Origin of the sequence: Paractinoplanes durhamensis (assembly GCF_016862175.1) — a bacterium.
GTDB lineage: Bacteria > Actinomycetota > Actinomycetes > Mycobacteriales > Micromonosporaceae > Actinoplanes > Actinoplanes durhamensis.
The window spans coordinates 22,588-48,006 of sequence record NZ_BOML01000051.1 but is presented as its reverse complement, the minus strand read 5'-3'; the positions used below and the strand labels follow the sequence as shown (position 1 = coordinate 48,006).

The 25,419-nt window shown below is 69.6% G+C and carries 24 protein-coding genes; 8 read left to right on the top strand and 16 right to left on the bottom strand.

Going from position 1 to position 25,419, the window contains the following annotated elements; all coding sequences use genetic code 11:
- Positions 1-42: 42 nt before the first annotated feature.
- From Adu01nite_RS31570 to Adu01nite_RS31560, 3 genes are all read left to right on the top strand, one after another.
- Entirely contained in the window at positions 43-2,298 is a 2,256-nt protein-coding gene (locus tag Adu01nite_RS31570; protein ID WP_239132829.1) for a putative bifunctional diguanylate cyclase/phosphodiesterase, read from the top strand.
- Between the two features lie 11 nt (positions 2,299-2,309).
- Positions 2,310-2,828 (top strand): hypothetical protein, encoded by a 519-nt coding sequence (locus Adu01nite_RS31565; protein ID WP_203732277.1) that lies wholly within the window; start codon positions 2,310-2,312, stop codon positions 2,826-2,828.
- 77 nt (positions 2,829-2,905) lie between these two features.
- Positions 2,906-3,712, top strand: a complete 807-nt coding sequence (locus Adu01nite_RS31560; RefSeq protein ID WP_203732275.1) for a hypothetical protein — start codon at positions 2,906-2,908, stop codon at positions 3,710-3,712.
- 63 nt (positions 3,713-3,775) lie between these two features.
- On the opposite strand, the gene Adu01nite_RS31555 is transcribed toward Adu01nite_RS31560, so the two are convergent.
- Genes Adu01nite_RS31555 through Adu01nite_RS31525 form a run of 7 tightly spaced genes read right to left on the bottom strand, consistent with a single transcriptional unit; the run spans position 3,776 to position 10,564 of the window.
- A complete protein-coding gene (locus Adu01nite_RS31555) occupies positions 3,776-4,918 on the bottom strand; it encodes an ABC transporter substrate-binding protein (protein ID WP_203732273.1) in 1,143 nt (380 codons plus the stop codon).
- Positions 4,919-4,952: 34 nt separating this feature from the next.
- Entirely contained in the window at positions 4,953-5,717 is a 765-nt protein-coding gene (locus Adu01nite_RS31550; RefSeq protein WP_203732272.1) for an ABC transporter permease, read from the bottom strand.
- Positions 5,714-6,493 (bottom strand): ABC transporter ATP-binding protein, encoded by a 780-nt coding sequence (locus Adu01nite_RS31545; RefSeq protein WP_203732270.1) that lies wholly within the window; start codon positions 6,491-6,493, stop codon positions 5,714-5,716. Before Adu01nite_RS31545 ends, Adu01nite_RS31550 begins: the two co-directional genes overlap by 4 nt.
- Entirely contained in the window at positions 6,490-7,332 is an 843-nt protein-coding gene (locus Adu01nite_RS31540; RefSeq protein WP_203732268.1) for an ABC transporter permease, read from the bottom strand. Before Adu01nite_RS31540 ends, Adu01nite_RS31545 begins: the two co-directional genes overlap by 4 nt.
- On the bottom strand, positions 7,329-8,324 hold the full coding sequence (locus tag Adu01nite_RS31535) for a TIGR03842 family LLM class F420-dependent oxidoreductase (protein WP_203732266.1): 996 nt from the start codon (positions 8,322-8,324) through the stop codon (positions 7,329-7,331). The genes Adu01nite_RS31540 and Adu01nite_RS31535 overlap by 4 nt, the downstream gene beginning before the upstream one ends.
- A 3-nt stretch (positions 8,325-8,327) precedes the next feature.
- Positions 8,328-9,728 carry a dihydropyrimidinase gene (hydA, locus tag Adu01nite_RS31530; RefSeq protein WP_203732264.1) on the bottom strand — a complete coding sequence of 467 codons (1,401 nt, stop codon included), beginning with the start codon at positions 9,726-9,728 and terminating at the stop codon, positions 8,328-8,330.
- Positions 9,725-10,564 carry a nitrilase-related carbon-nitrogen hydrolase gene (locus Adu01nite_RS31525; RefSeq protein ID WP_203732262.1) on the bottom strand — a complete coding sequence of 280 codons (840 nt, stop codon included), beginning with the start codon at positions 10,562-10,564 and terminating at the stop codon, positions 9,725-9,727. The genes hydA and Adu01nite_RS31525 overlap by 4 nt, the downstream gene beginning before the upstream one ends.
- A 190-nt stretch (positions 10,565-10,754) precedes the next feature.
- Here Adu01nite_RS31525 and Adu01nite_RS31520 point away from each other — a divergent pair, with 190 nt between their 5' ends.
- On the top strand, positions 10,755-12,128 hold the full coding sequence (locus Adu01nite_RS31520; protein WP_203732260.1) for an aminotransferase-like domain-containing protein: 1,374 nt from the start codon (positions 10,755-10,757) through the stop codon (positions 12,126-12,128).
- A gap of 17 nt (positions 12,129-12,145) precedes the next feature.
- Positions 12,146-13,447: an aspartate aminotransferase family protein gene (locus Adu01nite_RS31515; protein ID WP_203732259.1), complete on the top strand. Its 1,302-nt coding sequence runs from the start codon at positions 12,146-12,148 to the stop codon at positions 13,445-13,447.
- A gap of 91 nt (positions 13,448-13,538) precedes the next feature.
- On the opposite strand, the gene Adu01nite_RS31510 is transcribed toward Adu01nite_RS31515, so the two are convergent.
- Positions 13,539-14,411 carry a phytanoyl-CoA dioxygenase family protein gene (locus tag Adu01nite_RS31510; RefSeq protein ID WP_203732257.1) on the bottom strand — a complete coding sequence of 291 codons (873 nt, stop codon included), beginning with the start codon at positions 14,409-14,411 and terminating at the stop codon, positions 13,539-13,541.
- A 258-nt stretch (positions 14,412-14,669) separates the two neighbouring features.
- Between Adu01nite_RS31510 and Adu01nite_RS31505 the strand changes: the two genes are divergently transcribed.
- Complete coding sequence (locus tag Adu01nite_RS31505; protein ID WP_203732255.1) at positions 14,670-15,563, top strand: sugar phosphate isomerase/epimerase family protein; 894 nt, start codon at positions 14,670-14,672, stop codon at positions 15,561-15,563.
- The gene (locus tag Adu01nite_RS31500) at positions 15,563-17,632 is read left to right on the top strand and encodes a PQQ-dependent sugar dehydrogenase (RefSeq protein ID WP_203732253.1); all 2,070 of its coding nucleotides are present in this window, start codon (positions 15,563-15,565) and stop codon (positions 17,630-17,632) included. The genes Adu01nite_RS31505 and Adu01nite_RS31500 overlap by 1 nt, the downstream gene beginning before the upstream one ends.
- On the opposite strand, the gene Adu01nite_RS31495 is transcribed toward Adu01nite_RS31500, so the two are convergent.
- The 3 genes from Adu01nite_RS31495 to Adu01nite_RS31485 all read right to left on the bottom strand — a co-directional run bounded on the left by Adu01nite_RS31495 (position 17,622) and on the right by Adu01nite_RS31485 (position 20,291).
- Positions 17,622-18,653: a GGDEF domain-containing protein gene (locus Adu01nite_RS31495; protein ID WP_203732251.1), complete on the bottom strand. Its 1,032-nt coding sequence runs from the start codon at positions 18,651-18,653 to the stop codon at positions 17,622-17,624. The genes Adu01nite_RS31500 and Adu01nite_RS31495 overlap by 11 nt on opposite strands.
- A gap of 155 nt (positions 18,654-18,808) precedes the next feature.
- A complete protein-coding gene (locus tag Adu01nite_RS31490; RefSeq protein WP_203732249.1) occupies positions 18,809-19,588 on the bottom strand; it encodes a hypothetical protein in 780 nt (259 codons plus the stop codon).
- A gap of 184 nt (positions 19,589-19,772) precedes the next feature.
- Positions 19,773-20,291 (bottom strand): hypothetical protein, encoded by a 519-nt coding sequence (locus Adu01nite_RS31485; protein ID WP_203732247.1) that lies wholly within the window; start codon positions 20,289-20,291, stop codon positions 19,773-19,775.
- 197 nt (positions 20,292-20,488) lie between these two features.
- Between Adu01nite_RS31485 and Adu01nite_RS31480 the strand changes: the two genes are divergently transcribed.
- A complete protein-coding gene (locus Adu01nite_RS31480) occupies positions 20,489-21,574 on the top strand; it encodes a glycerophosphodiester phosphodiesterase (protein ID WP_203732245.1) in 1,086 nt (361 codons plus the stop codon).
- 89 nt (positions 21,575-21,663) lie between these two features.
- Here Adu01nite_RS31480 and Adu01nite_RS31475 read toward each other — a convergent pair whose 3' ends face one another.
- The 5 genes from Adu01nite_RS31475 to Adu01nite_RS31455 all read right to left on the bottom strand — a co-directional run bounded on the left by Adu01nite_RS31475 (position 21,664) and on the right by Adu01nite_RS31455 (position 25,272).
- Positions 21,664-21,945, bottom strand: coding sequence for a hypothetical protein (locus Adu01nite_RS31475; RefSeq protein ID WP_203732243.1), 282 nt, complete (start codon positions 21,943-21,945; stop codon positions 21,664-21,666).
- Positions 21,946-21,958: 13 nt separating this feature from the next.
- Positions 21,959-23,224, bottom strand: coding sequence for an inorganic phosphate transporter (locus Adu01nite_RS31470; RefSeq protein ID WP_203732241.1), 1,266 nt, complete (start codon positions 23,222-23,224; stop codon positions 21,959-21,961).
- Between the two features lie 171 nt (positions 23,225-23,395).
- On the bottom strand, positions 23,396-23,713 hold the full coding sequence (locus tag Adu01nite_RS31465) for a DUF3349 domain-containing protein (RefSeq protein WP_203732239.1): 318 nt from the start codon (positions 23,711-23,713) through the stop codon (positions 23,396-23,398).
- A gap of 18 nt (positions 23,714-23,731) precedes the next feature.
- Positions 23,732-24,049 carry a hypothetical protein gene (locus Adu01nite_RS31460; protein ID WP_203732237.1) on the bottom strand — a complete coding sequence of 106 codons (318 nt, stop codon included), beginning with the start codon at positions 24,047-24,049 and terminating at the stop codon, positions 23,732-23,734.
- Entirely contained in the window at positions 24,046-25,272 is a 1,227-nt protein-coding gene (locus Adu01nite_RS31455) for an inorganic phosphate transporter (protein ID WP_203732235.1), read from the bottom strand. The genes Adu01nite_RS31460 and Adu01nite_RS31455 overlap by 4 nt, the downstream gene beginning before the upstream one ends.
- Positions 25,273-25,419: the final 147 nt, after the last annotated feature.

The following is a 25,419-nucleotide window of genomic DNA, read 5'->3' as shown; positions in this document are numbered from 1 at the left end:
ATCGAAGTGACCAGTGATTGCCGCGCCCCCAAGCTCCACCTGGTGGCCACGAGCGGCATCCTGCTGATCTGGACCGTCTGGTATCTCGCCTGGCTGGCCGGCGGCCCGGGCTCGGCCACCTTCGCCTATCTCGCGATGCCGCTCGGCGCGGCGGTGGCGGCGCACAGCATCTACCGGCTGTTCCGGTCGGTCGAGGACCCGGTCGCCCGCCGCTTCTGGCGCGGGCTGCTGATCGCGTTCACCCTGGTCGCGGCGGGCTACACCATCCTCGCGGTGGCCGCCTTCCAGCAGCAGCCGGTCCTCCCGGACATGCCGATCCCGGCCGCGGCCGTGGTCGGCGTGGCCTTCCTGGTGGCCATGTGGGCGGTGGGCCGGGTTCCGCTCGGCATCTCCAGCCCCGGCCAGCGCTGGAAGCAGTGGCTGGACCGGTCGATCGCGTTCTTCGGCTGCAGCACCCTGCTGTTCCATTTCGGGCTGGCCCCGATGATCGGCTCGTCCGCCGACTGGAGCGCCCAGATGCTGGTGCTGCTGGGCCTGTCGTTCATGCTCGCGGTCGGCGGCATCACCAAGGTCTCGTACATCGGCGGCGGCCCGGTCGACCGGGTCGCGATCCGGCTCATCGGCTCCGGCGGCATGGTCGGCGCCGGGATCGCGCTGCTGTCGGTGGCGGGCGGCGCCCAGAGCATCATCCCGTCCCAGGCCGTGGTCATGCCGTTCGCGCCGCTGCTGGCCACCATCGCGGTGCGCCGCCAGTGGACCTCGACCGGCGCCAAGCCGCGCCGGGCCAACACCTGGCTGCCCTACCTGGCCATCGCCGCCGTCGACATCCCGCTGCTGAGCCTGCTGTGGCAGCACGAGCTGGGCTGGGGCGGGCACTTCGTGATCACCGCGGCGGTGGTGGTCAACGGCCTGGTCGCGGTGCGGCAGATGGTGGCGATGCGGGACAACCAGCGGCTGCTGCGGGAGAAGCGCGCCTCCGAGGAGCGGCTGCGCCACGAGGTCACCCACGACGGCCTGACCGGCCTGGCCAACCGCGGCCTGTTCCGGGAGCGGCTCGCCGCCACCCTGGAGCGCGGCGGCGCCACCGTGCTGCTGGTCGACCTGGACGACTTCAAGACCGTCAACGACTCGCTCGGCCACGAGATCGGCGACCACCTGCTGATCGCGGTGGCCGAGGAGCTGCGCGTGGCGACCGGCCCGGACGGGCTGCCGGTCCGGCTCGGCGGCGACGAGTTCGCGGTGCTGCTGGAGCCGGACGTGATCGGCGAGGCGGTCGCCGAGCGGATCCTGGCCTGCTTCAGCGGCCCGATGAGCGCCCACCACCTGCTCGTGCACGCCAGCATCGGGATCGCCACGGCCAACACCGGCACCCCGCTCGACCACGTGCTGCGCGACGCCGACGTGGCCATGTACGCCGCCAAGCAGCGCGGCAAGGCCAACTACGTCCGCTACCACGGCGGCATGGAGCAGCCGATCTTCGCGCACGCCCAGCTCGGCGGCGAGCTGCGCCGGGCCCTGGACGCCGAGGAGTTCCGGCTCGTCTACCAGCCGATCATCGAGCTGGCCACCGGCCGGGTGATCGGGGTGGAATCGCTGGTCCGCTGGCAGCACCCGACCCGCGGCCTGGTCTCGCCGGCCGAGTTCATCCCGGCCGCCGAGGGCACCGGCTTGATCGTGCCGCTGGGCCGGTTCGTGCTGCGCGAGGCGTGCCGGCAGGCCGCCGCGTGGCTGGCCGAGTTCGGTCCGGACGTGCTGCAGAAGATCGCCCCGAACGTGTCGGTGCGGCAGCTGCACGACCCGGACTTCGTCGACGACGTCCGCCGGATCCTGGCCGAGGCCGGCCTGCCCAGCGACCGGATCGTCCTCGAGCTGACCGAGTCGGCGGTGCTGCGCGGCCCACAGGTGCTGCAGACCCTGCACCGGCTGCACGACATGGGGATCCGGCTGGCGCTGGACGACTTCGGCACCGGCGAGTCGTCGCTGAGCCTGCTGCGCGCGTTCCCGGCCTCGATCGTGAAGCTCGACAAGTCGTTCGTCGACGGCATCGAGCTCGACGAGGAGGGCACGCCGGAGGCGAACGCGCGGCAGGCGGTGGCCCGCGCGGTCATCCAGATGGCCGGCGCACTCGGCCTGGACACGGTGGCCGAGGGCATCGAGAACCAGGTCCAGGCGGACCGGCTGATCGGCCTCGGCTACACCCTCGGCCAGGGCTACCACCTGGCCCGGCCGATGCCGGCCGAGGACTTCACCCGCCTTCTGGCGGCCCAGCGGGAACGGGCCACGGCCGTCGCCATCTAGGGTGTACGGCGATGGACGACGGCACGAGTACGGCCCAGTCGCTCGAGCAGTGGCTCGCGGCTCTGCACTTCACCGACCTGCCCGAGGCGGCGGCCACCGCCCGGGTGGTCGACGCGGTCGTGGCGTGGGGTGAGTCGCAGGGCTGGCGGGTCTACCGCCGGGCCCCCAGCGTCTTCCCGCTGCCCGCCCCGCTCAAGGGCCACTCGGTGCTCGACGTGGCCTGCGCCCGGCCCGGCGGCCAGCCGATCGCCGTCGAGGTGGACCGCCTCGACCGGCAGCGCACGGTCGACAAGCTGCTGGCCGAGGCCGCGGCCGGCCGGCTCGCCATCTGGGTGCGCTGGGGGACCGGCCCGTTCCGGCCGCCGCCGCTGCCGGTGCACCTGGCCGGTCGGGAGGCGTCCCGCAGCCGCGGCCTCTGGCACACGGTGACCGACCGGCCGGCCCCGCAGCACTCGGCCGACCCCGGCACGGTCGAGGCCGCCGAGTTGCCGCTCGGCAACGTGACGGAGGTCAAACAGCAACCGTCCTAAACCGGAGCCCTTCGCGGACGATGAGGTACCCACATGCCGGGGCGGCCCCCCGGATCTTCAGGTGAGGAGCCGCGATCATGTATCCCGGATTGGCCATTGCCGCACAGGCATCCAGGAATCGTGGGCACTCCACGGAGTGGTGGGCGCAGTTCCAGGAGGTGTCCGACCGCTTCGACGCGGCCTCGGTGACCGAGGGGCTCGCCGACGCGATCATCCCGAAGATCCCGTCGCCGCTGCTGCGGCGCGAGGCCGAGATCGCCGCCGAGGTGGTGGTCCTGTACCTGAACAAGGCGGCCAGCGACGAGCTGGCCGGCCGGTCCCGCAAGGCGGTCGACCGGCTGGTGGCCACGGTGTCCCGGCTGACCGAGCGGTCCACCGCCGAGGAGGCCGGCACCGACGCGGCGTACGCGCTCTGCCATGCCCTGGAAGGGCGGTGGGCGGACGCGGCCGCCGAGGCCGAACCGCTGGTCGGCACCCAAGCGCTGCTGCGGGTGTTCGTGAAGGCGCTGCGCCTGGAGCGGTTCGACATGTCGCTGGCGGTGCGCCTGCTGCGGGCCGGGCAGCAGCCGGACATCGCCGTCCAGTCCGGACTGGTGGTCGGCAAGTACGCGTGGTGGCCGGCCTGGCTCATCAAGATCGTCACGGAGCGGGCGATGGCCGGCACCCTCGACGACGACACCATCATGGCGCTCGACCGGTGCGCGTACGCGGAGCTCAGCCCGGCGCAGGCCCGGATGGCCCGGCGGCTGCTCAACGGCGACGAGATGCTGATCGACGGGGCCGCGTTCCGGCTGGAGGCGATGGGCGAGCCGCGGGCGGCGGCAAAACTGCGCGAGGGCGACCTGACTGCGGTCGCCCTCGCGGCAAGACTGATCCCACTGTGAGTGCGAGGAGTGAGCCGGTTTTGCGAGCCCCGCAGTCGCGAACGAAAGGCGGCCCGGTAAGGCTTACGCGCCGCCCTCGGTGAGGGTCACGGTGGTCGGCGCGAAGGACGCGCCGTTGACGTCCACGCCGGCCGCCTTGGCCGCGGTGATCGCCTGGTTGATGTAGTCGTTGGTGTAGGCGAGACCCTCCGGGGCCTTCTTCAGCACGGTGTCACCGGTCTGGTTCTTGGTGGTCATCGAGATGTCCACGGTCTGCTTCCAGTCCGCGTCGCTGACCACGCCGATGCCGCCGGTGGCCGGCCAGATCAGCTTGTTGACCTCGTTCATCTGCCACAGCTGGTGGCTCTTGCCGAGCTTCGAGCCCTTGGCCACCACCATGTCGCGGCACTTCTCCGCGTTGTCCCGGCAGAACGCCCAGCCCTTGATCGTCGCGGTCAGGAACTTGACCGTCTGCTGCTGGTACGCCGGGTCGCTCAGCTTCGACTCGTTCGCCCACACCGCGTCCTGCAGCATGGCCGAGCCCTCCTTCTTCCAGTCGATGACGGAGAAGTCGTCGGCGGTGTAGAGCTTGCCGGTGGCCGGGTTCTTGGCCTCCAGCAGCTGGGCGTACTCGTTGTAGCTCATCGCCTGGGCGGCGTCGATCTCCTTCTTGAGCAGCGCCTGCATGTCGAACTGCTGCTGCACCAGGGTGACGTCCTTGCCCGGGTCGATCCCGGCCTTGGTCATGCCGGCGAACAGCTCGAACTCGTTGCCGAAGCCCCAGTTGCCGACCTTCTTGCCCTTGAGCTGGGCGGCCGATGTGATCCCGGAGTCCTTCCAGGCCACCTGGTAGGTGCCGGAACGGCCGAAGATCTGCCCGACGTCGGTGATCCCGGCGCCCTGCTCGCGGGAGGCGAGCGCCTTCGGCACCCAGGCCACCGCGTAGTCGGCCTTGCCGGTGGCCAGCACGGTCTGCGGCACGATGTCGGTGCCGCCCTCGAGCAGCTGCACGTCGAGGCCCTGCTCCTTGTAGAAGCCCTGGTCGACGGCGGCGATGTAGCCGGCGAACTGGGCCTGGAAGAACCACTGCAGCTGCAGCTTGATCGGGGTGAGGGCGCCGCCGCTGGCCGGCGTCGTGGTGGTCGAGCTGTCATCGGCCGTGCCGCATCCGCTGAGCATCAGAACCGAAGTGGCGGCGATAGCAGTAAATATCCTGACTTTGCGCATTAAGGAACCTCCGGGGTTGTTTTAAAAAAGAAGATCAAGCAATCAGCCGTGTACGCCACGGCATGGCGAGCCGCTCCAACAGGAGCGTGGTCAGGTAGAAGGCGAGTCCGAGCAGGCAGGCGCCGACCACGAAGGCCCAGGCACGGGGGTAGGCGGTGAACGACGCCGCGGAGGTGATCCGCGAGCCGAGCCCGTCCTGCAGGCCACCGAAATACTCGGCGACCACTGCGGCGATCACGGCCAGCGACGACGCCTGCCGCAGGCCGGTGAAGACGTAGGGGAGTGCACCGGGCAGCCGGACCTTGCGGGCGAAGGTCCAGCCGCTCGCCGCGTACGTGTGCATGAGCTCCTGGTGGATCGGGTTGACCTCACGGAGCCCGCGCAGCGTGTTCAGGAAGACCGGGAAGAACACGATGATCGCGGCGACGATGCGGCGGGGGATGCTGCTGGTCGCCTCGAACATGTTGTTGAGGATCGGGGCGAGCGCGATGATCGGCAGCGCGCTGATCACCGCCGCGAACGGGATGGAGATCTCGGCGAGCGGCCGGAACCGGCTCGCCGCCATCGCGAACAGCACCCCCATGATCGACCCGGCGGCCAGCCCGATCAGCGCGTTGGTGCCGCTGGCGAGGGCCGCCTCCCACACGTTCTGCTTCTGCTCGACGAGCTCGGCCCAGATCGCGCTCGGCGCCGGCAGGATGAACGGCGCGATCCGGCCGAGCTTCACGGTCAGCTCCCAGGCCACGATCGCGGCTAAGCCGACGAGCACCGGCGGAAGGACGTTGCGCACCCACTTCATGTCGCGCTCTTCGCGGGTACGCCACGAAGGGCTTGCCGTACGGCGGTGACGTGCTCGAAGTATTTCTCCGACTGCCGGGCCGCCTCGTCGCGGGCGGGCAGGTCGACGTCGATCGCCGCGGTGATCCGGCCGGGCCGAGCCGACATGACCACCACCTTGGTCGACAGGAAGACCGCCTCGGAGATCGAGTGGGTGACGAAGACGGTGCTGGTCCCGGTCTTGGCGCAGATGCCGAGCAGCTCGGTCTGCAAGCGTTCCCGGGTCATCTCGTCGAGCGCCCCGAACGGCTCGTCCATCAGCAGCAGCGGCGGCTGCACGGCGAGAGCGCGGGCGATCGCGACCCGCTGCTGCATGCCGCCGGACAGCTGGGCCGGGTAGTGCCCGGCGAAGTCGGCCAGCCCGACCAGCGCCAGCATCTCCTCGGCCTTGGCCTTGCGCTCGGACTTCTTCAGGCCGCGCAGTTCGAGGGGCAGCTCGACGTTGCGCAGCACGGTCCGCCACTCGAACAGCCCGGCCTGCTGGAACGCGATGCCGTAGTCCTGGTCGCGGCGGGCCCGGTCGGCGCTCTTGCCGGCCACCGTGACACTGCCGGTGGTGGGCTGGATCAGGTCGGCGATGAGCCGCAGCAGCGTGCTCTTGCCGCACCCGGACGGCCCGATCAGCGAAACGAACTCGCCGTCGCCCACGGTCAGCTCGACATCGGACAGGGCGGTAACTTCATCGCTCCGGCCTTGGTTGAAGACCTTGGTCACGTTGTCCACGACGACGGCGGTCATAGCGTTACCACCTCCACGTGGCGCCGGTGCCGCATGAGCGGCACTTCAAGCAGGCTGACGGCACCGGCGACGAACAGGCCCAGCAGGGCCGCGCCGAGCATCGCGGTGTAGACCTTCGCGGGGTCACTGGTGGCCTCGCGGGAGTACTCGATGATCAGGCGGCCGATGCCGCCGCGGGTGCCGGTGGAGATCTCGCCGACCACCGCGCCGACCACCGCCGCCGCCCCGGCCAGGCGCAACGCCGGGAAAAGATAGGGCAGCGAGGCCGGGAAGCGGAGCTTGACCAGCGTGCGCCACCAGCCGGCGGCGTAGCTGCGCATCAGCTCCACCCCGCTCGCCGTCGGCGACTGCAGACCGCGCAGCATGCCCACCGCGACCGGGAAGAACGCCAGGTAGGCGGCGATCACCGAGACGGTCGCCCAGGGCGGCATGATGGTGCCGCCCCACCCGGAGATCAGCGGGGCGAGCGCGACGAGCGGCACGGTCTGGCTGAGGATGACGTACGGCAACAGGCCGCGCTCGACGATCCGGAACTGCTGCATGAGCACCGCGAGGACCAGGCCGACCAGCGCACCGGCGACGAACCCGGCCGCGGTGATGCCGAACGTGAACGCGCAGGCGTGCAGGATCACGATCCACACCGGTTGCCCGCCGGTCAGCTCGGGCCTGCCGAGTCGTTGCAGGACCGTCCACAGGTGCGGCATGGACAGGTCGTCGGCCCGGGGCAGGAAGCGCACCCCGAACAGCACCGTGCCGTCCGGGCTTCCGACGAGCTTGTAGCCCTCCCACAGCGCCGCGAAGATCGCGACGCCGAGGAGGACGTACAGGACTCTTCTCATGCGACCGCCGGGATGATCTGCGAGCCGTACGCTTCGAGGGTGGCCAGCTTCGCGTCGTGCTGCAGATAGACGGCGAACTGGTCGACACCCAGGGCCTTGAGCTCTTCGAGCCGCTTGAGGTGGTTCTCCACCGGGCCGAGGATGCAGAACCGGTCGACGATCTCGTCGGGCACGAACGTGGTGTGGCTGTTGCCGGCCCGCCCGTGCTCGGCGTAGTCGTACCCCTGCCGGGCCTTGATGTAGTCGGTGAGCGCCTGCGGCACCGCACCGCCCTCGCCGTAGCGGGCGACGATGTCGGCGACGTGGTTGCCGACCATCCCGCCGAACCAGCGGCACTGCTCCCGCTGGTGTTCGAGGTCGTCGCCGACGTAGGCCGGCGCGGCCACACAGAACTTGATCGACTTCGGGTCCCGGCCGGCCTTCTCGGCCGCCGAGCGGACCGCGCCGATCATCCAGGCGGCGATGTCCGGGTCGGCGAGCTGCAGAATGTACCCGTCGCCCACCTCACCGGTCAGGGCCAGAGCCTTCGGACCGTACGCCGCGACCCAGACCTCCAGCCGCGAGTCGGGCGCCCAGGCGAACTGGAGTTCCTTGCCGCGCAGCGTGACCTTCTCGCCGCTGCCCAGGCCCTTGATCACCTGGACCGCCTCGCGAAGCTGCCCGAGGGTCTGCGGCTGCGCGCCGAGCACCCGCAGCGCCGAGTCGCCCCGGCCGATGCCGCAGACGGTCCGGTTGCCGTACAGCTCGTTGAGCGTGGCGAACGTCGACGCGATGACCGTCCAGTCCCGGGTGCCGGGGTTGGTGACCATCGGCCCGACGATGACGCGTTCGGTCTCGTCGAGGATCTTGGAGTAGATGACGAACGGCTCCTGCCACAGCACGTGCGAGTCGAACGTCCATACGTGGCTGAAGCCGGCCGCCTCGGCCTTCTTGGCCATCTCGACCACGCCCCGGGCGGGCGGGTCGTTCTGAAGTACTACGCCGATGTCCATGCGCTATACCAGGTAATCGCTGAGCGAACGGGGAACGTACTTGCCTCGGCCCTTGCGGCCTCGGTATTCGCCGCCGCTGACGAGGACCTCGCCGCGGGACAGGACGGTGTCGACCTTGCCGTCGATCTCCCAGCCTTCCCAGGCCGAGTAGTCCATGTTCATGTGGTGGGTCTCGACGCTGATCCGGGTGCGTCCGTTCGGGTCGTAGAGCACGATGTCGGCGTCCGAGCCGGGCGCGATGATGCCCTTCTTCGGGTACATGCCGAACATCCGGGCCGGTGTGGTCGCGATCGTCTCCACCCAGCGCGCGAGCGACAGCTTCTTGTCGACGACGCCTTGGTAGAGCAGGTCGACGCGGTGCTCGACGCTGCCGATGCCGTTCGGGATCTTGGAGAAGTCGCCGATCCCCATCTCCTTCTGGTCCTTCATGCAGAAGGGGCAGTGGTCGGTCGAGACCACGGAGAGGTCGTTGGTGCGCAGGCCCTGCCACAGGTCGGCGCGGTGGCTCTGTTTGCCGGAGCGCAGCGGGGTGGAGCAGACCCACTTCGCGCCGTCGAAGCCGGGTGCGCCGAGCTGGTCCTCCAGCGTCAGATACAGGTACTGCGGGCAGGTCTCGGCGAACACGTTGCGGCCCAGGTCGCGGGCGTTGCGCACCTGCTCCAGGGCCTTCGACGCGCTGAGGTGCACGATGTAGAGCGGGCAGTCGGCGGCGACGCTGGCCAGCCAGATCGCCCGGCTGGTGGCTTCCGCTTCGAGCTCCTGGGGGCGGGTGAGCCCGTGGTAGATGGGATCCGTTTCCCCACGTTCAAGAGCTTGCTTGACGAGTACGTCGATGGCCGGACCGTTCTCGGCGTGCATCATGATCATGGCGCCGTTCTCGCGCGCCTTCTGCATCGCCCGCAGGATCTGGCCGTCGTCGGAGTAGAAGACCCCCGGGTACGCCATGAACAGCTTGAAGCTGGTGATGCCCTCGCTCGCCACGAGCTGGTCCATGGCCTTGAGCGAGTCGTCGTCGACCCCACCGATGATCATGTGGAAGCCGTAGTCGATGTGGCACTGGTCGGCCGTCTTGGCGTGCCAGGCGGCCAGCCCGTCCTGCACGACCTCGCCGTACCGCTGGATGGCGAAGTCGATGATCGTGGTGGTGCCGCCGATGGCGGCGGCCCGGGTGCCGGTGTCGAACGTGTCGCTGGCCTCGGTGCCGCCGAACGGCATCTGCATGTGGGTGTGCGCGTCGATCGCGCCCGGGATGACGTACTTCCCGGTCGCGTCGATGATCTCCGGGCCTTCGGGCGCCTGGCCCGGGGCGAAGATCGCCGCGATGGTCTCGCCGTCGACGAGGACGTCACCGGCGTACGGGCCGCTCGGCCCGACCACCGTCCCGCCCTTGATCAGGATCGTCACAGCTCCACCGTCCGGGTGTAGGCCTCCGGGCGGCGGTCCCGGTAGAACTGCCAGCGCTCGCGCACGGTCTTGATCAGGCCCAGGTCGAGGTCGCGGATGATCAGCTCCGGGTTGTGCGTGTCGCCGACCTCGCCGACGAACTTGCCTTCCGGGTCGACGAAGTAGCTCTGCCCGTAGAAGTCGTCGTCGCCGAGCTCCTCGATGCCGACCCGGTTGATCGCGCCGATGAAGTACTCGTTCGCGACCGCGCTGGCCGGCTGCTCCAGCTGCCAGAGGTAGGAGGAGAGGCCGCGACTGGTGGCCGACGGGTTGAAGACGATCTGCGCGCCGCCCAGGCCCAGCTCACGCCAGCCCTCCGGGAAGTGCCGGTCGTAGCAGATGTAGACGCCGACCTTGCCGACGGCGGTGTCGAACACCGGGAAGCCGAGGTTGCCCGGGCGGAAGTAGAACTTCTCCCAGAAGCCGTTGACCTGCGGGATGTGGTGCTTGCGGTACTTGCCGAGGTACTTGCCGTCGGCGTCGACCACGGCCGCGGTGTTGTAGAGGACGCCTTCCTGCTCCTTCTCGTACATCGGCAGGACCATCACCATGCCGAGCTCGGCCGCGAGGGCCTGGAAGCGCTCGGTGGTCGGGCCGGGAATGGACTCGGCGTACTCGTAATATGCGGCGTCCTGCACCTGGCAGAAGTACGGGCCGTAGAAGAGCTCCTGGAAGCAGATCACCTTCGCCCCCTGGGCGGCGGCGTCACGGGCATAGTCCTCGTGCGCCTTGATCATCGATTCCTTGTCGCCCGTCCAGGTGGTCTGGACGAGAGCGGCGCGGACGATGTCGGTCATGACTGCCCTCCTTGATCTTGTGGCTGCTGCTCACAGAGCACGGTGGAAGCGCCTGTGATCAGTTGTCTACTCCCCGTTATACGGCCTTCGCTAGGTCTTGCTTGTGAGGTTCAGATGCCGTAGGACACTAACGACACACATCGAGCCGGACAATTGCTCGTAAGTTACAAAATGTTTCGGGAAGGCAAACTTGATCGAGCTGATTACCGGGGCGGTGGACGATCGCAGTGCTAGGGGGATTGCCGCGGCCGTCGGCCGTCTGGTCAGCGCCGGAAGCCTCCCGGTCGGCACCCGGCTGCCGACCGTGCGCGACGTGGCGCGGGAGCTCGGGGTCAGCCCGACCACGGTCAGCGAGGCCTGGCGCAGCCTGACCCGGGCCGGCGCCATCCAGACCCGCGGCCGCTCCGGCACGTTCGTGGCCACCCCCGGCGGCCCCCGGCAGGGCTGGCGGTACGCCCAGATGGGCGCGCACGCCGTGGTGTCCCGCGACCTGTCCACCGGCGTGCCCGACCACGACCTGCTGCCCGACCTCACCGACGCGCTCAAGCGGCTCGGCGACGGCCGGATGACGGCCGGCTACCTGGACGCCCCGGTGCTGCCCGCGCTCGAGGAGGTGCTGCGCGAGCGCTGGCCGTTCCCGCCCGAGCGGCTCACCGTGGTCGACGGCGCGCTCGACGCCCTCGACCGGGTGATCGCCGCGGTGGTCCGCTTCGGCGACCACGTGATCGTCGAGAACCCGGCCTTCCCGCCCCTGCTCGACCTGCTGCAGGCGGTCGGCGCCACCGTTCTCGGGGTGCCGATGGACGCCCACGGCATGCGGCCCGACCGGCTGCACGCCGTCCTCGACGGGCACCCGGCGGTCGCGGTGTTCCTGCAGCCCCGGGCGCACAACCCGACCGGCGTCAGCATGACCGCCGAGCGGGCCGCCGCGCTCGGCGCGGTCCTGCGCGAGTTCCCGGCCGTCACGGTGGTCGAGGACGACCACGTGGGTGACATCGCCACCGCGCCGCCGGTCAGCCTCGGCACGCACCTGCCGGAGCGGACCGTGCACGTCGCCAGCTACTCCAAGAGCCACGGGCCCGACCTGCGGCTGGCCGCGATCGGCGGACCGGCCGGCGTGGTCGCCGCGGTCGCCGACCGGCGTCATCTCGGGCCGGGCTGGTCGAGCCGGCTGCTCCAGGCGGTCCTGCTCGATCTGCTCACCGACCCGACCGCGATCGCGCAGGTCGCCGACGCCCGCGAGGCGTACGCGGCGCGGCGCGCGGCCCTGCTCTCCCGCCTGCACGACCGCGGGGTGACCGCCACCGCCGCCGACGGCATCAACCTCTGGATGGCCGTCGACGATCAGCAGATCGCCCTGGTGTCGCTGGCCGCGCACGGCATCGCGGTCGCGCCCGGCGGGCCGTTCTGTGTCACTCCGCTCGACAGCGACCACGTCCGTGTCACGGCCGGGCTGGTCGCCGACGGCTACGACGACCTCGCCGACGCGCTCGCGTCGGCCGCCATCCTGGACAGCCGCGGCAGCGGCCCCCGAACCCGCCAGCACCCCCGCGGCTGGCGCTGACCTCGGAGGTTTCCGAAATGACCGACGATCTGCTGGCCCGGCACCGCGCCGTGCTCCCCGACTGGATGCCGATCTACTACGGCGACGACGCGATCGAGATCGTCTCCGGCTCCGGCCGGCGCGTCGTCGACGGCGCCGGCCGCACCTACCTGGACTTCTTCGGCGGCGTGCTGACCAACATGATCGGGTACGACATCGCCGAGATCAACGAGGCGGTGCAGCGGCAGCTCGCCACCGGCGTCGTGCACACCTCGACGCTCTACCTGATCCGGCAGCAGGTCGAGCTGGCCGAGAAGATCGCCCGGGTGTCCGGCATCCCGGACGCCCGGGTGTTCCTCACCAACTCCGGCACCGAGGCCAACGAGACCGCGCTGCTGATGGCGACCAACGCCCGCCGGTCCAACCAGATCCTGGCGATCAAGAACAGCTACCACGGCCGCACCTTCGCCACCATGGCCATCACCGGCCACCGCTCCTGGTCGTCGAGCTCGCTGAGCCCGCTCAGCGTGTCCTGGCTGTCCTCGGCCGACCGGCTGCGCGGGCGGATGGCCGGGCTGGGCGACGGCGACCTGGCCGAGGCGGCGGTCGACGACCTGCGCGAGGTGCTCGCCACGGTCACCGCCGGGGACGTGGCCGCGCTGATCGCCGAGCCGATCCAGGGCGTGGGCGGGTTCGTCGCGGCACCGGACGGCGTGCTGGGGGCGTACCAAAAAGTCTTGAATGAATCTGGCATTTTGCTGATCGCGGACGAGGTGCAGACCGGGTGGGGGCGGACCGGCTCGCATTTCTGGGGCTATCAGGCGCACGGGGTCACGCCCGACCTGATCACCTTCGCGAAGGGGATCGGCAACGGGTTCGCGCTCGGCGGCGTGATCGGGCGCGCCTCGGTGATGAACGCGGTGCCGGCGATCAGCTTCTCCACGTTCGGCGGTAATCCGCTGTCGGCGGCGGCCGGTAATGCGGTCCTCGACTACGTGCTCTCGCATGATCTGCAGGCGAACGCGGCCGCCGTCGGCACCATCGTGCTGGACGGGCTGCGCGCGCTCGACCTGCCGATCGTGGCCGAGGTGCGCGGGCGCGGCCTGATGATCGGCGTCGAGTTCGTCCGGCCGGGCACCCGCGAACCGGACCCGGCCGCGACCGTGCGGGTCTTCGACGAGTGCAAGGCCGGCGGCCTGCTGGTCGGCAAGGGCGGCCTCTACGGCAACGTGATCCGGATCGGCCCGGCCCTGACGCTGACCGAGGCCGAGGCCCGCGAGGGTCTGGCGATCCTGGTCGACGCGATCACCCGCGTCGACGCCGAGTCGCGGATCAACTGAGGCCGGTGGCCCCGTCCCGATCCCCGGGAACACCTGGGGGCAGGCTCCCGCGTGCGGGACGGGGCCACCGGAGATCACTCTCCGTTATGGATCAACGGAGCCATGGAATTGACCGATCGAGAAGTCCGCGCGACTGCAATTCGTGCCGCAGCGGGATTTTCTCGTCGATGTATCCGTCCCAGTTCACGCCCCAATGATTAGCGGTGTGGGTTGCTTCGCCGAGCAATTGTTTCTGCACCGGCGTGCGATTGGCCCACCACTGACCGTCCTTGTCGACCGGCATGTCGTCGAGCGGCCGGATCCACCGGTAGGTGTAGCCGACGAACAGCATCTTGCGGGTCACCGCGCTGCTGTTGACCGACCGCGAGTGCCACAGCCGCCGGTCGAAGACGAACGCATCGCCCGGGTTCGCGGTGATCTCGACGGTGCCGCGCGGGTCGCCGCCCTCCGTCCGGTCCAGGGTGTTGCGGAGATGGCTTCCCGGGATGACCTTGGTGGCGCCGCGTCCGGTGCGCGACAAATCCGACAAGACGTAGGCCACCTTGAGCGAGAGCATCGGGCGCGGCTCGTCGGCCAGCGATTCCGGGTCGGAATTCTGCCGGTATCCGTCCTGGTGCCAGCCCCAGATCGGCGGCTCCTCGTGCGGCGACGGCGGTGTCACGTCGAGGTGGTTGTGGTGCGAGTAGATGTTCCAGCCGGCCAGGCCCCAGATGTACGGGAAGGTGGACGGCTGGGTCAGCAGCTCGCCGAACTCCTCGTCGCGGTCGAGGAACCCGAGCAGGTGCAGGGTGCCGTCGGGCTTGAGCCGGCCGCCCTCGCGCTCGGCGGCGTAGACCCGGTCGACGGCCGCCTCGAGACGGGCCCGGTGCTCCTCGGTGAGCGCGTTGCGGATCAGCAGAATCCCCTCCCGCTGGAACTCGTCGCGCTGCTCCGGCGTGATCGCCTCAAATCCGGTAAGGCCCATTTCCGGTCCCCTCAAGCATTCGTTGTTCACTTGTCCCCCGGGGGATCCGGTGCTTCACGATTTAAGACGCAGTGGGGCCACGAATGCGTTGCATTTTCCCGAGAATAAATCGCAAATCGGCACGTACGGTCACCGAGCGTGACGATCAAGTTTTGCTCGGACTTCGAGAACTTTCGCTGGATCTGAAGAAACTTGGGTTCACTGTGGACGAAACTTCTCGGTAATGTGCGGCGCATAGCCGTTCAAAGGAGAGCGTCAATGAATCGCCGCCAACTCCTCGGTGCCGCCGCAGCGGCCGGTGCCGCCACCACCCTCACCGTTCCCGCCGCCGCCGAGGCCGGCGGCCACGGCGCGCTCCATCGGGTGCCCCGCGACAAGATCAGCGTCCAGCTCTACACGCTGCGCAATCAGCTCCAGATCGACCTCGCCGCGAGCCTCGCCGAGCTCGTGTCGATCGGCTACACCCGGGTCGAGCACGCCGGGTTCGTCGGTCGCACCGCCGCCCAGTTCCGGGCCGCCCTCGACACCGCCGGCATCCGGGCCACCTCCGGTCACGTCGGCATCCCGCAGCCGTTCGACGCGAACCTCTGGGAGAAGGCCCTCGAGGACGCCAACGTCGTCGGCAACCACTTCATCGTCCACCCGTTCTTCGGCCAGGGCGCCAACGGGCCGATCCGGGACGCGGCCGTCTACCGGGCGTTCGCCGCCGACCTCAACCGGGCGGGCGCCCTCGCTCGCCGGGCCGGCCTCGACTTCGGCTACCACAACCACCACGCCGAGTTCTTCCGGCAGACCGGCACCAGCCAGACCGGGTTCGACATCATCACCAGCCAGACCGACCCGCGCAACGTGCACCTCGAGGTCGACCTCTACTGGGCGTTCCGGGGCGCGCACGACCCGGTCGACCTGATCGCCGAGCACCGCGGCCGGATCAAGCAGGTCCACGTCAAGGACCTGGACGTCAACGCGAGCTTCGCCGACCCCGGCGCCGGCCTGATCGACTTCGGCCGCATCTTCGCCCGGTCCCGCGAGGCCGGCCTGATCGAGTACATCGTCGAGCGGGACGACGCCGGGTCGCCGCCGCGCACTCCGGCCCAGGCGCTCGACACCGCCGAGGTCGGGTTCGACTACCTGGCCGGGCTGCGGTTCTGATGATCCGCCGCCTGGGACTTCTCGGTGCGGTCAGCGCGGCCCTGCTGGCCGTGCCGACCGCGGGTCTGGCCCATCCCGGCCACGAACTGCCGCCCGCCTCCGACTTCCAGAAGGTCACCCTCGACGACTTCCCCGGCGAGCCGATCGCGCTCGCCGTCCTGCCCGACCGGCGGGTGCTGCACACCGCCCGGACCGGGGAGGTGCGCATCCACGAGCCGTCGACCGGCCGCAACGTGCTCGCCGCCAAGATCCCGGTCTACCAGCACGACGAGGAGGGCGTGCAGGGCGTCGCGATCGACGCCGACTTCTCCGAGAATCATTGGGTCTACGTCTATTACTCGCCGCCGCTGAACACGCCGGCCGACGACCCGGCCACGCCGACCGTCAATGAAGGGGATGCGCCGTCCGCCGGCACCGCGGCCGACTTCGCCCGGTTCAAGGGCGTGATGCGGCTGTCCCGCTTCAAGCTGACCGGCAACACCCTGCAGCTGGGCTCGGAACAGAAGATCATCGAGGTCGGCACCGACCGGGGCATGTGCTGCCACGTCGGCGGCAAGATCGACTTCGACAGGGCCGGCAACCTTTATCTCTCCACCGGTGACGACAGCAACCCGTTCTTCTCCGACGGGTATGCGCCGATCGACGAGCGCGCCGAGCGCAACCCGGTCTTCGACGCGCAGCGCACCGCCGGCAACACCAACGACCTGCGCGGCAAGCTGCTGCGCATCAAGGTCGGCCGCAACGGCGGCTACTCGATCCCGCGTGGCAACCTGTTCCGGCCCGGCACCCCGCAGACCCGCCCGGAGATCTACGCGATGGGCCTGCGCAACCCGTTCCGGTTCGCCGTCGACCCGGAAACCGACGTCGTCTACCTGGCCGACTACTCGCCCGACGCGCGGGCCGCCAACCCGGCCCGCGGGCCGGCCGGGCAGGGCCGCTGGATGGCGATCGACAAGCCGGCGAACTACGGCTGGCCCTACTGCGTCGCGCCCGACCAGCCCTACATCGACTACGACTTCGCCACCGGGGTGTCCGGCGCGCCGTTCAACTGCGCCGCCCCGGTCAACGACTCGCCGAACAACACCGGCCGGCGCATCCTGCCCCCGGTGGAGCGGGCCGAGGTCATCTATTCGTACGGGGCCAGCGCCACCTGGCCGCAGCTGGGCACCGGTGGCATCGGGCCGATGGGCGGCCCGGCCTACTCCTTCGACCGCCGGCTCCGCTCGGCGGTCAAGTGGCCGGCCTCGTTCGACGGCCTGCCGCTGTTCGCCGAGTGGACCCGCGACTACGTCAAAGCCTTCCACCTCGACCGGCGCAACCAGGTCACCCAGGTCGACCCGGTCCTGCCGGAGATCGTCTTCGACAACCCGATGGATCTGGAGTTCGGCCCGGACGGCGCGCTCTACGTCCTGGAGTACGGCGACGGGTATTTCGCCGAGAACCCCGACGCCCAGCTCGCCCGGATCGACTACGCCCCGGTCAACAAGAGCCCGATCCCCAAGGTGACGGCCACGCCGACCGGCGGCCAGGCGCCCCTCATGGTCGCCTTCTCCAGCGCCGGCACCGTCGACCCCGACGGCGACGCCCTGTCGTACGCCTGGGACTTCAACGCCGACGGCCGGGTCGACTCCCGCGCCGCCGACGCCGGCTACACGTTCACCGCGAACGGCGACTACCGCCCGGTCCTCAAGGTCACCGACAGCACCGGCCGCTCGGCCAGTGCCGAGGTGATCCTCCCGGTCGGGACGCTCGCCCCGGTGGTGGAGTTCGTGACCCCGGCCGAGGATCAGCCGTTCAGCTTCGGCGACACGGTCACCTTCCAGGTCGCGGTCACCGATGACGCCCCGGTCGACTGCGCCCGGGTCACCGTCACCTACATCCTCGGCCACGACCAGCACGGCCACCCGCTGTCCACCTCGTCCGGCTGCACCGGGTCGATCACCACGTTCCTCGACCCCGGCCACGCCGGATCCGACAACCTGACGGCGGTGTTCGTCGCGTCGTACACCGACACCGGCACCCCGCCGCAGACCGGCACCGACACGGTCGTCCTGACCCCTACCCCCTAGAAGAAGATTTCTCCCGGTACATCGCCTGGTCGGCCTGGGCGGTGAGGGCATCGAGCGAGATGTCCGCACCGCCCGGCCGATAGGCCGCACCGATACTGACCCCGACCTTGGCAAGACCATCCCCGATCGGCACCGGCTGGGTGATCGCCGCCCGCAGCCGCCGGATCACCTCGGTGGCGTCGTCCGGCCCGGTCTGCGGGAGCAGCACCTGGAACTCGTCGCCACCGATCCGCCCGGCCAGGTCGCCGGCCCGCAGGGCGGCCCCGATCCGATGCCCGGTCACGCACAGCAACTCATCGCCGGCCGCGTGCCCCAGCTCGTCGTTGATCTTCTTGAAGCCGTTGAGGTCGAGCAGCAGCACGGTGAGCTCGCGGCCGTTCTCGCCGGCGGCGAACTGGGCCAGCCGGGTGCGGTTCGGCAGCCCGGTCAGCGGGTCGTGCCCGGCCTGGTGCTCCAGCGCCAGCCGGGCCTCGTCGAGCGCGTCGATCTGCCGGGCGAACGCGCCGGCCTGGGTGCCGCTGATGAACGCGATGATCAGGTTGATCAGCACCGCGAACGCCAGGTGACCGACCGGCTCCGGGTTGCCGATCCGCATCGCGAACGGGAGGAAGGCCGAGGTCACCGCCCAGGTGCCGAGGGCACCGGGCAGCCCGAAGCGCAGCGCCCCGCCGACGATCGGCACGAGCAGCCCGGTCCACGTGGTGATGTCGGAGTAGACCCGCAGGGCTGCCACGAACGCGCACATCACCGCGACGTCGGCGGCCACCTGCACCGCGCTGCGCCAGAGGTAGTGCGGGTCGTTCGGGTGGCGGAAGTTGAGCACCCCCAGGACACCGGTCAGGAGCAACACCGTGATCATGGCGGCGCACTCCAGCACGAGCGCGTGCGGCATCCCGTCCGGGAAGATCCGGAAGGCCCCGGCCACCAGCAGCGCGGTGAACAGGATGCCGGCGCCGCGCGCCAACAGCTGTCCGGCCTCGACGGTGCGGCGGTGCCGGGGCAGGGACAGGTCGGCGGTCATCGCCGATCACCCGACCAGCAGGCGTGCGCCGTGAGCAGCGCGATGACAAGCAGTGTCAGACCGCGAGCGCGGCCACCGGCCCATCTCATGATCCAAAACGCTCCCATCGATCAACCCTCTTGATCGGCGGGAGCGCCGTGGATCTGAGGCTCTAGTTAGCCGGCCTTCTCGACCTGGGCGGCGAGGGCGTCGACCTTCGCGGTCAGTATCGCCAGGTCCTCCAGGAGCTTGGCGAAGACGCCGTCCGGCGGCAGCGGGTCGCCGGCCCGGGTGGTGCCGACCATCGCGGCGAACCAGACGTCGCCGGTCAGGTCGGCAAGGTTCCGCTTGTACGTCGAGCCGGGGGTCGCGGTGCCGTCCATCCGGTAGTCGGTGGTGACCTGTTTGCCGATGGCGGCCAGCCGGGTGTCGATCGCCTTCTGCGTCTGGGCCACGATCGTGTTGGTGATCCAGGTCTTGTCGGCAGCGGTCAGCGCCACGGGAATGTCCTCCAGGTGCCAGGAAGCCGTCGAGGCCTCGTGGGTGGTGTCGTACGAGGCGGAGAAGTGCGCGTGCTCGGTGTGCGGCGATGCACCGGTGTAGGTCTTCTGCACCCACTCCGAGCTGGCACTCCAGATGCGCTTGTTCCAGATGATGTAGCGCAGGCGCTTCTCCGCGCCCGACCGGCAGCGGCCGAGCAGGAACTGAACGACCTTCTCCATGGTCAGGTCGCTCTCGTTCAGGTTGTTGTCGACGTCGATCGCGTGGACCTCGTTGACGTTGTCGGCGTCGTGGATCGGCACGGTGCCGGTCTCGTCCGGGTTGTGATCGGACGAGGTCTGCGAGTGCGCGGTGTCGCCGATGCTGCCGTCGCTGGCTTTGTCGCGAGCAGGTGCGATGCGGTCGAACTCTGCGAACAGCGACTTCAAGCAGGGAATCAGGACCCAGCTTGCCATCGAGGGACCTCCGGGATGCGGATCAAGGGGCGAGCGGAACTGTACTGCGATGTTCACCCACCCGCACTCAGCGCAAACGTCACCGCGGAGATCCACTATGGTGGTCCACATAGGCCGTTGGGCCTATCTACCAGGGCAAATGCAGTGAAACAAGTGCTTGTGTGCCAATTTCCGCGCGATCACCCTACTGACGCAGTGTCAGCCGCATCAGGTTCTCGTTGTCGGCGGCGTACAACGCGTACATGGTGAAGGTCGGGAAGCGCCACTGATCGAACGGCTGGCCGGGGTCGGGCCGGCCGAGGGCGGCGTGCAGACTGCCGCGTTTCGGGATCGTGCCGCCGCGCCCGGGGATCGTGCCCGGATAGGGCCGGAAGCCATTGTCGCCGTGGAAGTGCAGGGCGATCGCCACCACCGTGCCGAGCTCGTCGGCGCCGAGCGAGACCCCCAGCTCGGCCGACTGGCAGTGGCGGCCGCCGGGCAGGGCGACCATCGCATACTCCCGGCAGACCTCCTGGGTGAACTGGTCGGCGAGGTTACGGCCGAGCAGTTGGGTCACATCGGTGCGGACGGCCGGCGCGAGCGGCGGCGGTGGGATGGCCGGGATGCGCACCTCGACCGGATCCTGCCGCACCCCTTCGGAGCTGCGGGGCTGGGAGTGTCGCGAGTCGTAGACCGTAGCGAAGACCCGCTCCAGAAATCTCATCGCCAACTCCGCCCGTGAGCGCTCAGGGTCACACCGTAGCGGCGCGGCGAGATCACCCTCAAGCCATCGATAGATGCTTTTCCGCGTCGTTTCCTTGATCGCCATGTCGAGGTTGCCGTTCGGTCGATCGGGTCCAGTCGACTGCCACCAGGAGCCCCGGCGACGGACGCCGGGTGCGAAGTCCCGTGGAGGAACTCGTGGCAGACCGACGTCAGGTGCTGCGGATGGGTGCTGTTGCCGCCGCCGCGCCCGCGCTGGGTGCGGCCGTCGCCCCGGCCGAAGCGTTCGCGCACGGGTCGAGGACGACCGAGGTCTTCGGTCACCGCGGCGCGTCCGGCTACCGGCCCGAGCACACGCTCGCGTCCTACGAGCTCGCCGCCCGGCTGGGCGCCGACTACCTCGAGCCCGACCTGGTCTCGACGAAGGACCACGTGCTGGTGTGCCGGCACGAGCCGGAGATCGGCGGCACCACCGACGTGGCGTCGAAGCCCGAGTTCGCGAGCCGCCGCAAGACCGTGCTGCTCGACGGGGTCAGCGTGACCGGCTGGTTCACCGAGGATTTCACCCTGGCCGAGCTGAAGACGCTGCGCGCGGTCGAGCGGCTGCCCGCCGTCCGCCAGCGCAACACGATCTACAACGGCCTGTTCGAGGTGCCGACCTTCCAGGAGCTGCTCGACCTGCGGGCCAAGCTGTCCCGCGAGCTGGGCCGCGAGCTGGGCGTCATCCCGGAGACCAAGCACCCCACCTACTTCCGCCGGTTCGGCCTCGAGCTGGAGACGCCGCTGCTGCGCACGCTCGACCGCAACGGCCTCAACCATCGCGGCGCCCGGGTCTGGATCCAGTCGTTCGAGGCGGCCAACCTGCGCGACATCCGGGCCACGGCCAAGGTCAACCTGGTCTTCCTGACCAGCGCGTCCGGCAGCCCGTTCAACGACCCCAAGACCTACGCGCAGTACCTCACGCCGGCCGGCCTCAAGGAACTCTCCCAGTACGCCGACGGCATCGGCCCGGACAAGGCCCAGGTCATCCCGCGCAACGCCGACAACACCCTCGGCACCCCGACCAGCCTGGTCCGGGACGCGCACGCGGCCGGCCTCAAGGTCATCCCGTACACCTTCCGCGCGGAGAACCAGTTCCTCCCGCTGGACTACCGGAACGGCACCGACCCGAACGCCTACGGCCGCGCGTTCGACGAGCAGATCACCTACCTCAACACGGGCATCGACGGCCTCTTCACCGACCAGGCCGACATCGGCGTCCTGGCCAGAAAACTGCGCAAATAACCTTTATGGGTACGGGGCTCGACGTCCACCACCGCACCATGACCGTTCCCCGCTGCTCGGCACCACATGGCCGAGCAGCGGGGGAGGGATCAGTGCTTCGGAACGATCGTCGGGTAGATGTGCTCGAAGCTCAGCGCCTTGCCGAACCCGGTCGCCACGATGAACGTGATGCCGAGCAGCACGCCGAGGATCACCACGGCGAACAGGCCGTAGCCGAGGGTGCGTCCGGCCGGCCGGGCCACGCCGCCCGAGTCGGCCCAGGCCAGCGACCGGATGCCGAAGGCGAACAGCACCGGCAGCCCGGCCCCGAGGAGCAGCCCGGCGAGCAGGACCCGCCAGGCCCCGTCGAGCGCAAAACCGAGATTGTGCATGGGTCGTCGCTCCTCAGCTCGCGGCGGTGACGGTGGCGGGAGCGGGTGCCACCGGGGCTTCCGCCGCGGCAACGGCCGCGGCGTGCTCCGGCCCGGCGGCGACGTCCCAGTCGTCGTTGACGTTGTGGCTGCCGATCGGCGCCCGGCGCGACCGCAGCCACACCGCGACCGCGGCCGCCACCAGCAGGGCGAACACGACCAGCGCGCCGGCCAGCCCGCCGATCAGGTGCCCGATGCCCCACATCAGGGCGCCGACCACACCGGCGGCCGGCAGGGTGATCAGCCAGGCGGTGATCATGCGGCCGGCCACCCGCCAGCGCACCTGCGCGCCCGGCCGGCCGAGGCCGGAGCCGAGCACCGAGCCGGTGGCGACGTGCGTGGTGGACAGCGCGAAGCCGAGGTGGCTGGAGGCCAGGATGACCGCGGCCGAACTGGACTGCGCGGCCATGCCCTGGGCGGGGGCGATGTCGACCAGGCCCTTGCCGAGGGTGCGGATGATCCGCCAGCCGCCGAGGTAGGTGCCGAGGGCGATGGCCAGGGCGCAGGCGACCTTCACCCAGAACGGGATGTTCTTGGTGTCGGTCCAGTCGCCGCTCGCGATCAGCGCGAGGGTGATGACACCCATCGTCTTCTGCGCGTCGTTGGTGCCGTGCGCGAGCGAGACCAGCGAGGCGCTGCCGATCTGGCCCCACTTGAAGCCCTGATCGGTGTAGCGGGCGGCCAGGCCGGCGGTGATCCGGTGAATGATCCACGTGCCGACCAGCGCGACCACGCCGGCGATGACCGGCGACAGGACCGCGGGGAGCAGAACCTTGCCGACCACGCCGTCGAGCTTCGAGCCGTCCCCGTTCCAGTTGACCCCGGCCCAGCCGAGGCCGGCGATGGTGGCGCCGATCAGGCCGCCGAACAGCGCGTGCGACGAGCTGGACGGCAGGCCCAGCAGCCAGGTGAACAGGTTCCAGATGATCCCGCCGGCCAGCCCGGCCAGGATTATCAGGAGCAGGGCACTTCCGCCGTCCGAGACGAGCGACGCCTTCGGCGTACCGTTCGAATTCTGGATCTTGACGACGGCGTTGGTGACGGTGAGCGCCACCTGGACGGAGAGGAAGGCGCCGACCAGATTGAGCAGGCCCGACAGGGCAACCGCGGTCTTCGGTCTCAGTGCCTTGGTGGCGATGGTCGTGGCCATCGCGTTAGCGGTGTCGTGGAACCCGTTGGTGAAGTCGAAGGCCAGTGCCGTCACAACCACCAGGGCGAGGACCACCGAAGCTTGTGTCACACAGGCGATGTTGACCTGGGTTGCTGTGCGCTTTCTAGAGGATGAACGGCACCTTTTCGATGTTCGATCCTCGTTAACCGAATGTTTCCCAAATGTGAACGCTGGGTAGTGTTGATCTTACTAAGGGTGAACGGCCGGGTGTGATCCACCCGGCCGTTCATGTGAGGTTCATCATTCCGTCGGCGGATCCACCAGCGGCCAGCCGCCCGCGGCGAGGTGGGCGGACACCCGCGTGACGTCCGCGGGGGTCGCCTCCTGCAGCATCGACTGGCTGATCAGATCCTCGATGTCCTGACTGCTGATCGGGTCGTCGGACAGCACCGACTGAGCGGCGAGTTCCTTGGCGAGGCCGCGGATCTCGTCCTCGGTCAGCTTGCGGCGCAGCACGCCGAGCAGGGCAACGTAGTCCTGCCGGGGAACGCCCGTGGGATATCCGGCGCGCAGCCATTCCACGCTGCGCGACAAGAAGTTGGAACGAGACTCGGTCACCCGTCTGCTCCTATGGTTTCAGTGCTTGGGAACGATTGTCGGGTAGATGTGCTCGAAGCTAAGCGCCTTACCGAACCCGCTGGCAACGACGAATGTGATGCCGAGAGCGATCCCGAGCACGACGATCGCGAAGAGCACGAAGGCGAGGACCGTACCGATCGGCTGCGCCTTCGGGCCGGTGACGCCGCTCTCGTGCACCTCGGCCTCACCGCCGGCACCCCAGGCGAGCGACCGGATCCCCAGCGCGAACAGCAGCGGAAGGCCGGCGCCGAGGACCAGCCCGGCGAACAGCACCTTCCACGCCCCCTCGAGGGCGAACCCCAGGTTGTCGCTCACTTCGTTCCCCCCGCGGTGACCGGGACCTGCTCCTCGGCCGGAACGCCGTCCCACTCGTCGTTGACGTTGTGATGCCCGACCGGCTCCCGGCGGGAGCGCAGGTACATGTAGCCGGCCGCGGCCAGCAGCAGCAGGAAGATCACGATGGCGCCGCCGAGGCCGCCGATCAGATCGCCGATGTACCACATGACCGCGCCGACGATCGCCGCCGCGGGCAGCGTGATCAGCCAGGCCGAGACCATCCGGCCGGCCACCCGCCAGCGCACCTGGGCGCCCGGCTTGCCGACCCCGGAGCCCAGGATCGAGCCGGTCGCGACGTGCGTGGTGGACAGCGCGAAGCCGAGGTGGCTGGAGGCCAGGATGACCGCGGCCGACGCCGACTCGGCCGCCATGCCCTGCGGCGGCGCGATCTCGACCAGACCCTTGCCGAGCGTGCGGATGATCCGCCAGCCGCCCAGATAGGTGCCGAGGGCGATGGCCAGGGCGCAGGACACCTTCACCCAGAACGGGATGTTCTTGGTGTCGGTCCAGTCGCCGCTCGCGATCAGCGCGAGGGTGATGACACCCATCGTCTTCTGCGCGTCGTTGGTGCCGTGCGCGAGCGAGACCAGCGAGGCGCTGCCGATCTGACCCCAGCGGAACCCGTTGTCGGTGAACCGCTGCGCCACTCCCGTGACGACCTTGTAGATGAGCCAGGTGCCGGCCGCGGCGATCACGCCCGCGATCACCGGCGACATCAGGGCCGGCAGGATCACCTTCCCGACGACGCCGTCGAGCTTGGTGCCGTTGCCGTTCCAGTTGACCCCGGCCCAGCCGAGGCCGGCGATGCTGGCGCCGATCAGGCCGCCGAACAGCGCGTGCGACGAGCTGGACGGCAGGCCCAGCAGCCAGGTCAGCAGGTTCCAGATGATCCCGCCGACCAGACCGGCCAGCACGATGATCAGTAACGCCTCACCACCACCGGCGGTGAGCGTCTCCTTGGGCGTACCGTCCGAATTCTGGATCTTCACGACGGCGTTGGTGACGGTCAGCGCGACCTCGACGGAGAGGAACGCGCCTATGAGGTTGAGCAGACCGGAGAGGGCGACGGCCACCTTTGGCCGCAGCGCGTTCGTGGCGATGGACGTGGCCATCGCATTCGCGGTGTCGTGGAACCCGTTGGTGAAGTCAAAACCGAGAGCGGTGATGACCACCAGGGCCAGAATGACCGTTGACTCTGTCACCCGGCCAGACTGAACCCGGAAAGGTCAGACCTGAAAGGTCCCTGAGCAGGGCAGATGAGTGTTCGGCCGGTGTTGGGAAGGCGACCATTCAGCGTTCCCTCAAACGTCAGGCGGCTTCATGTTTGCGCGACGACTGGCCGTTGGGTG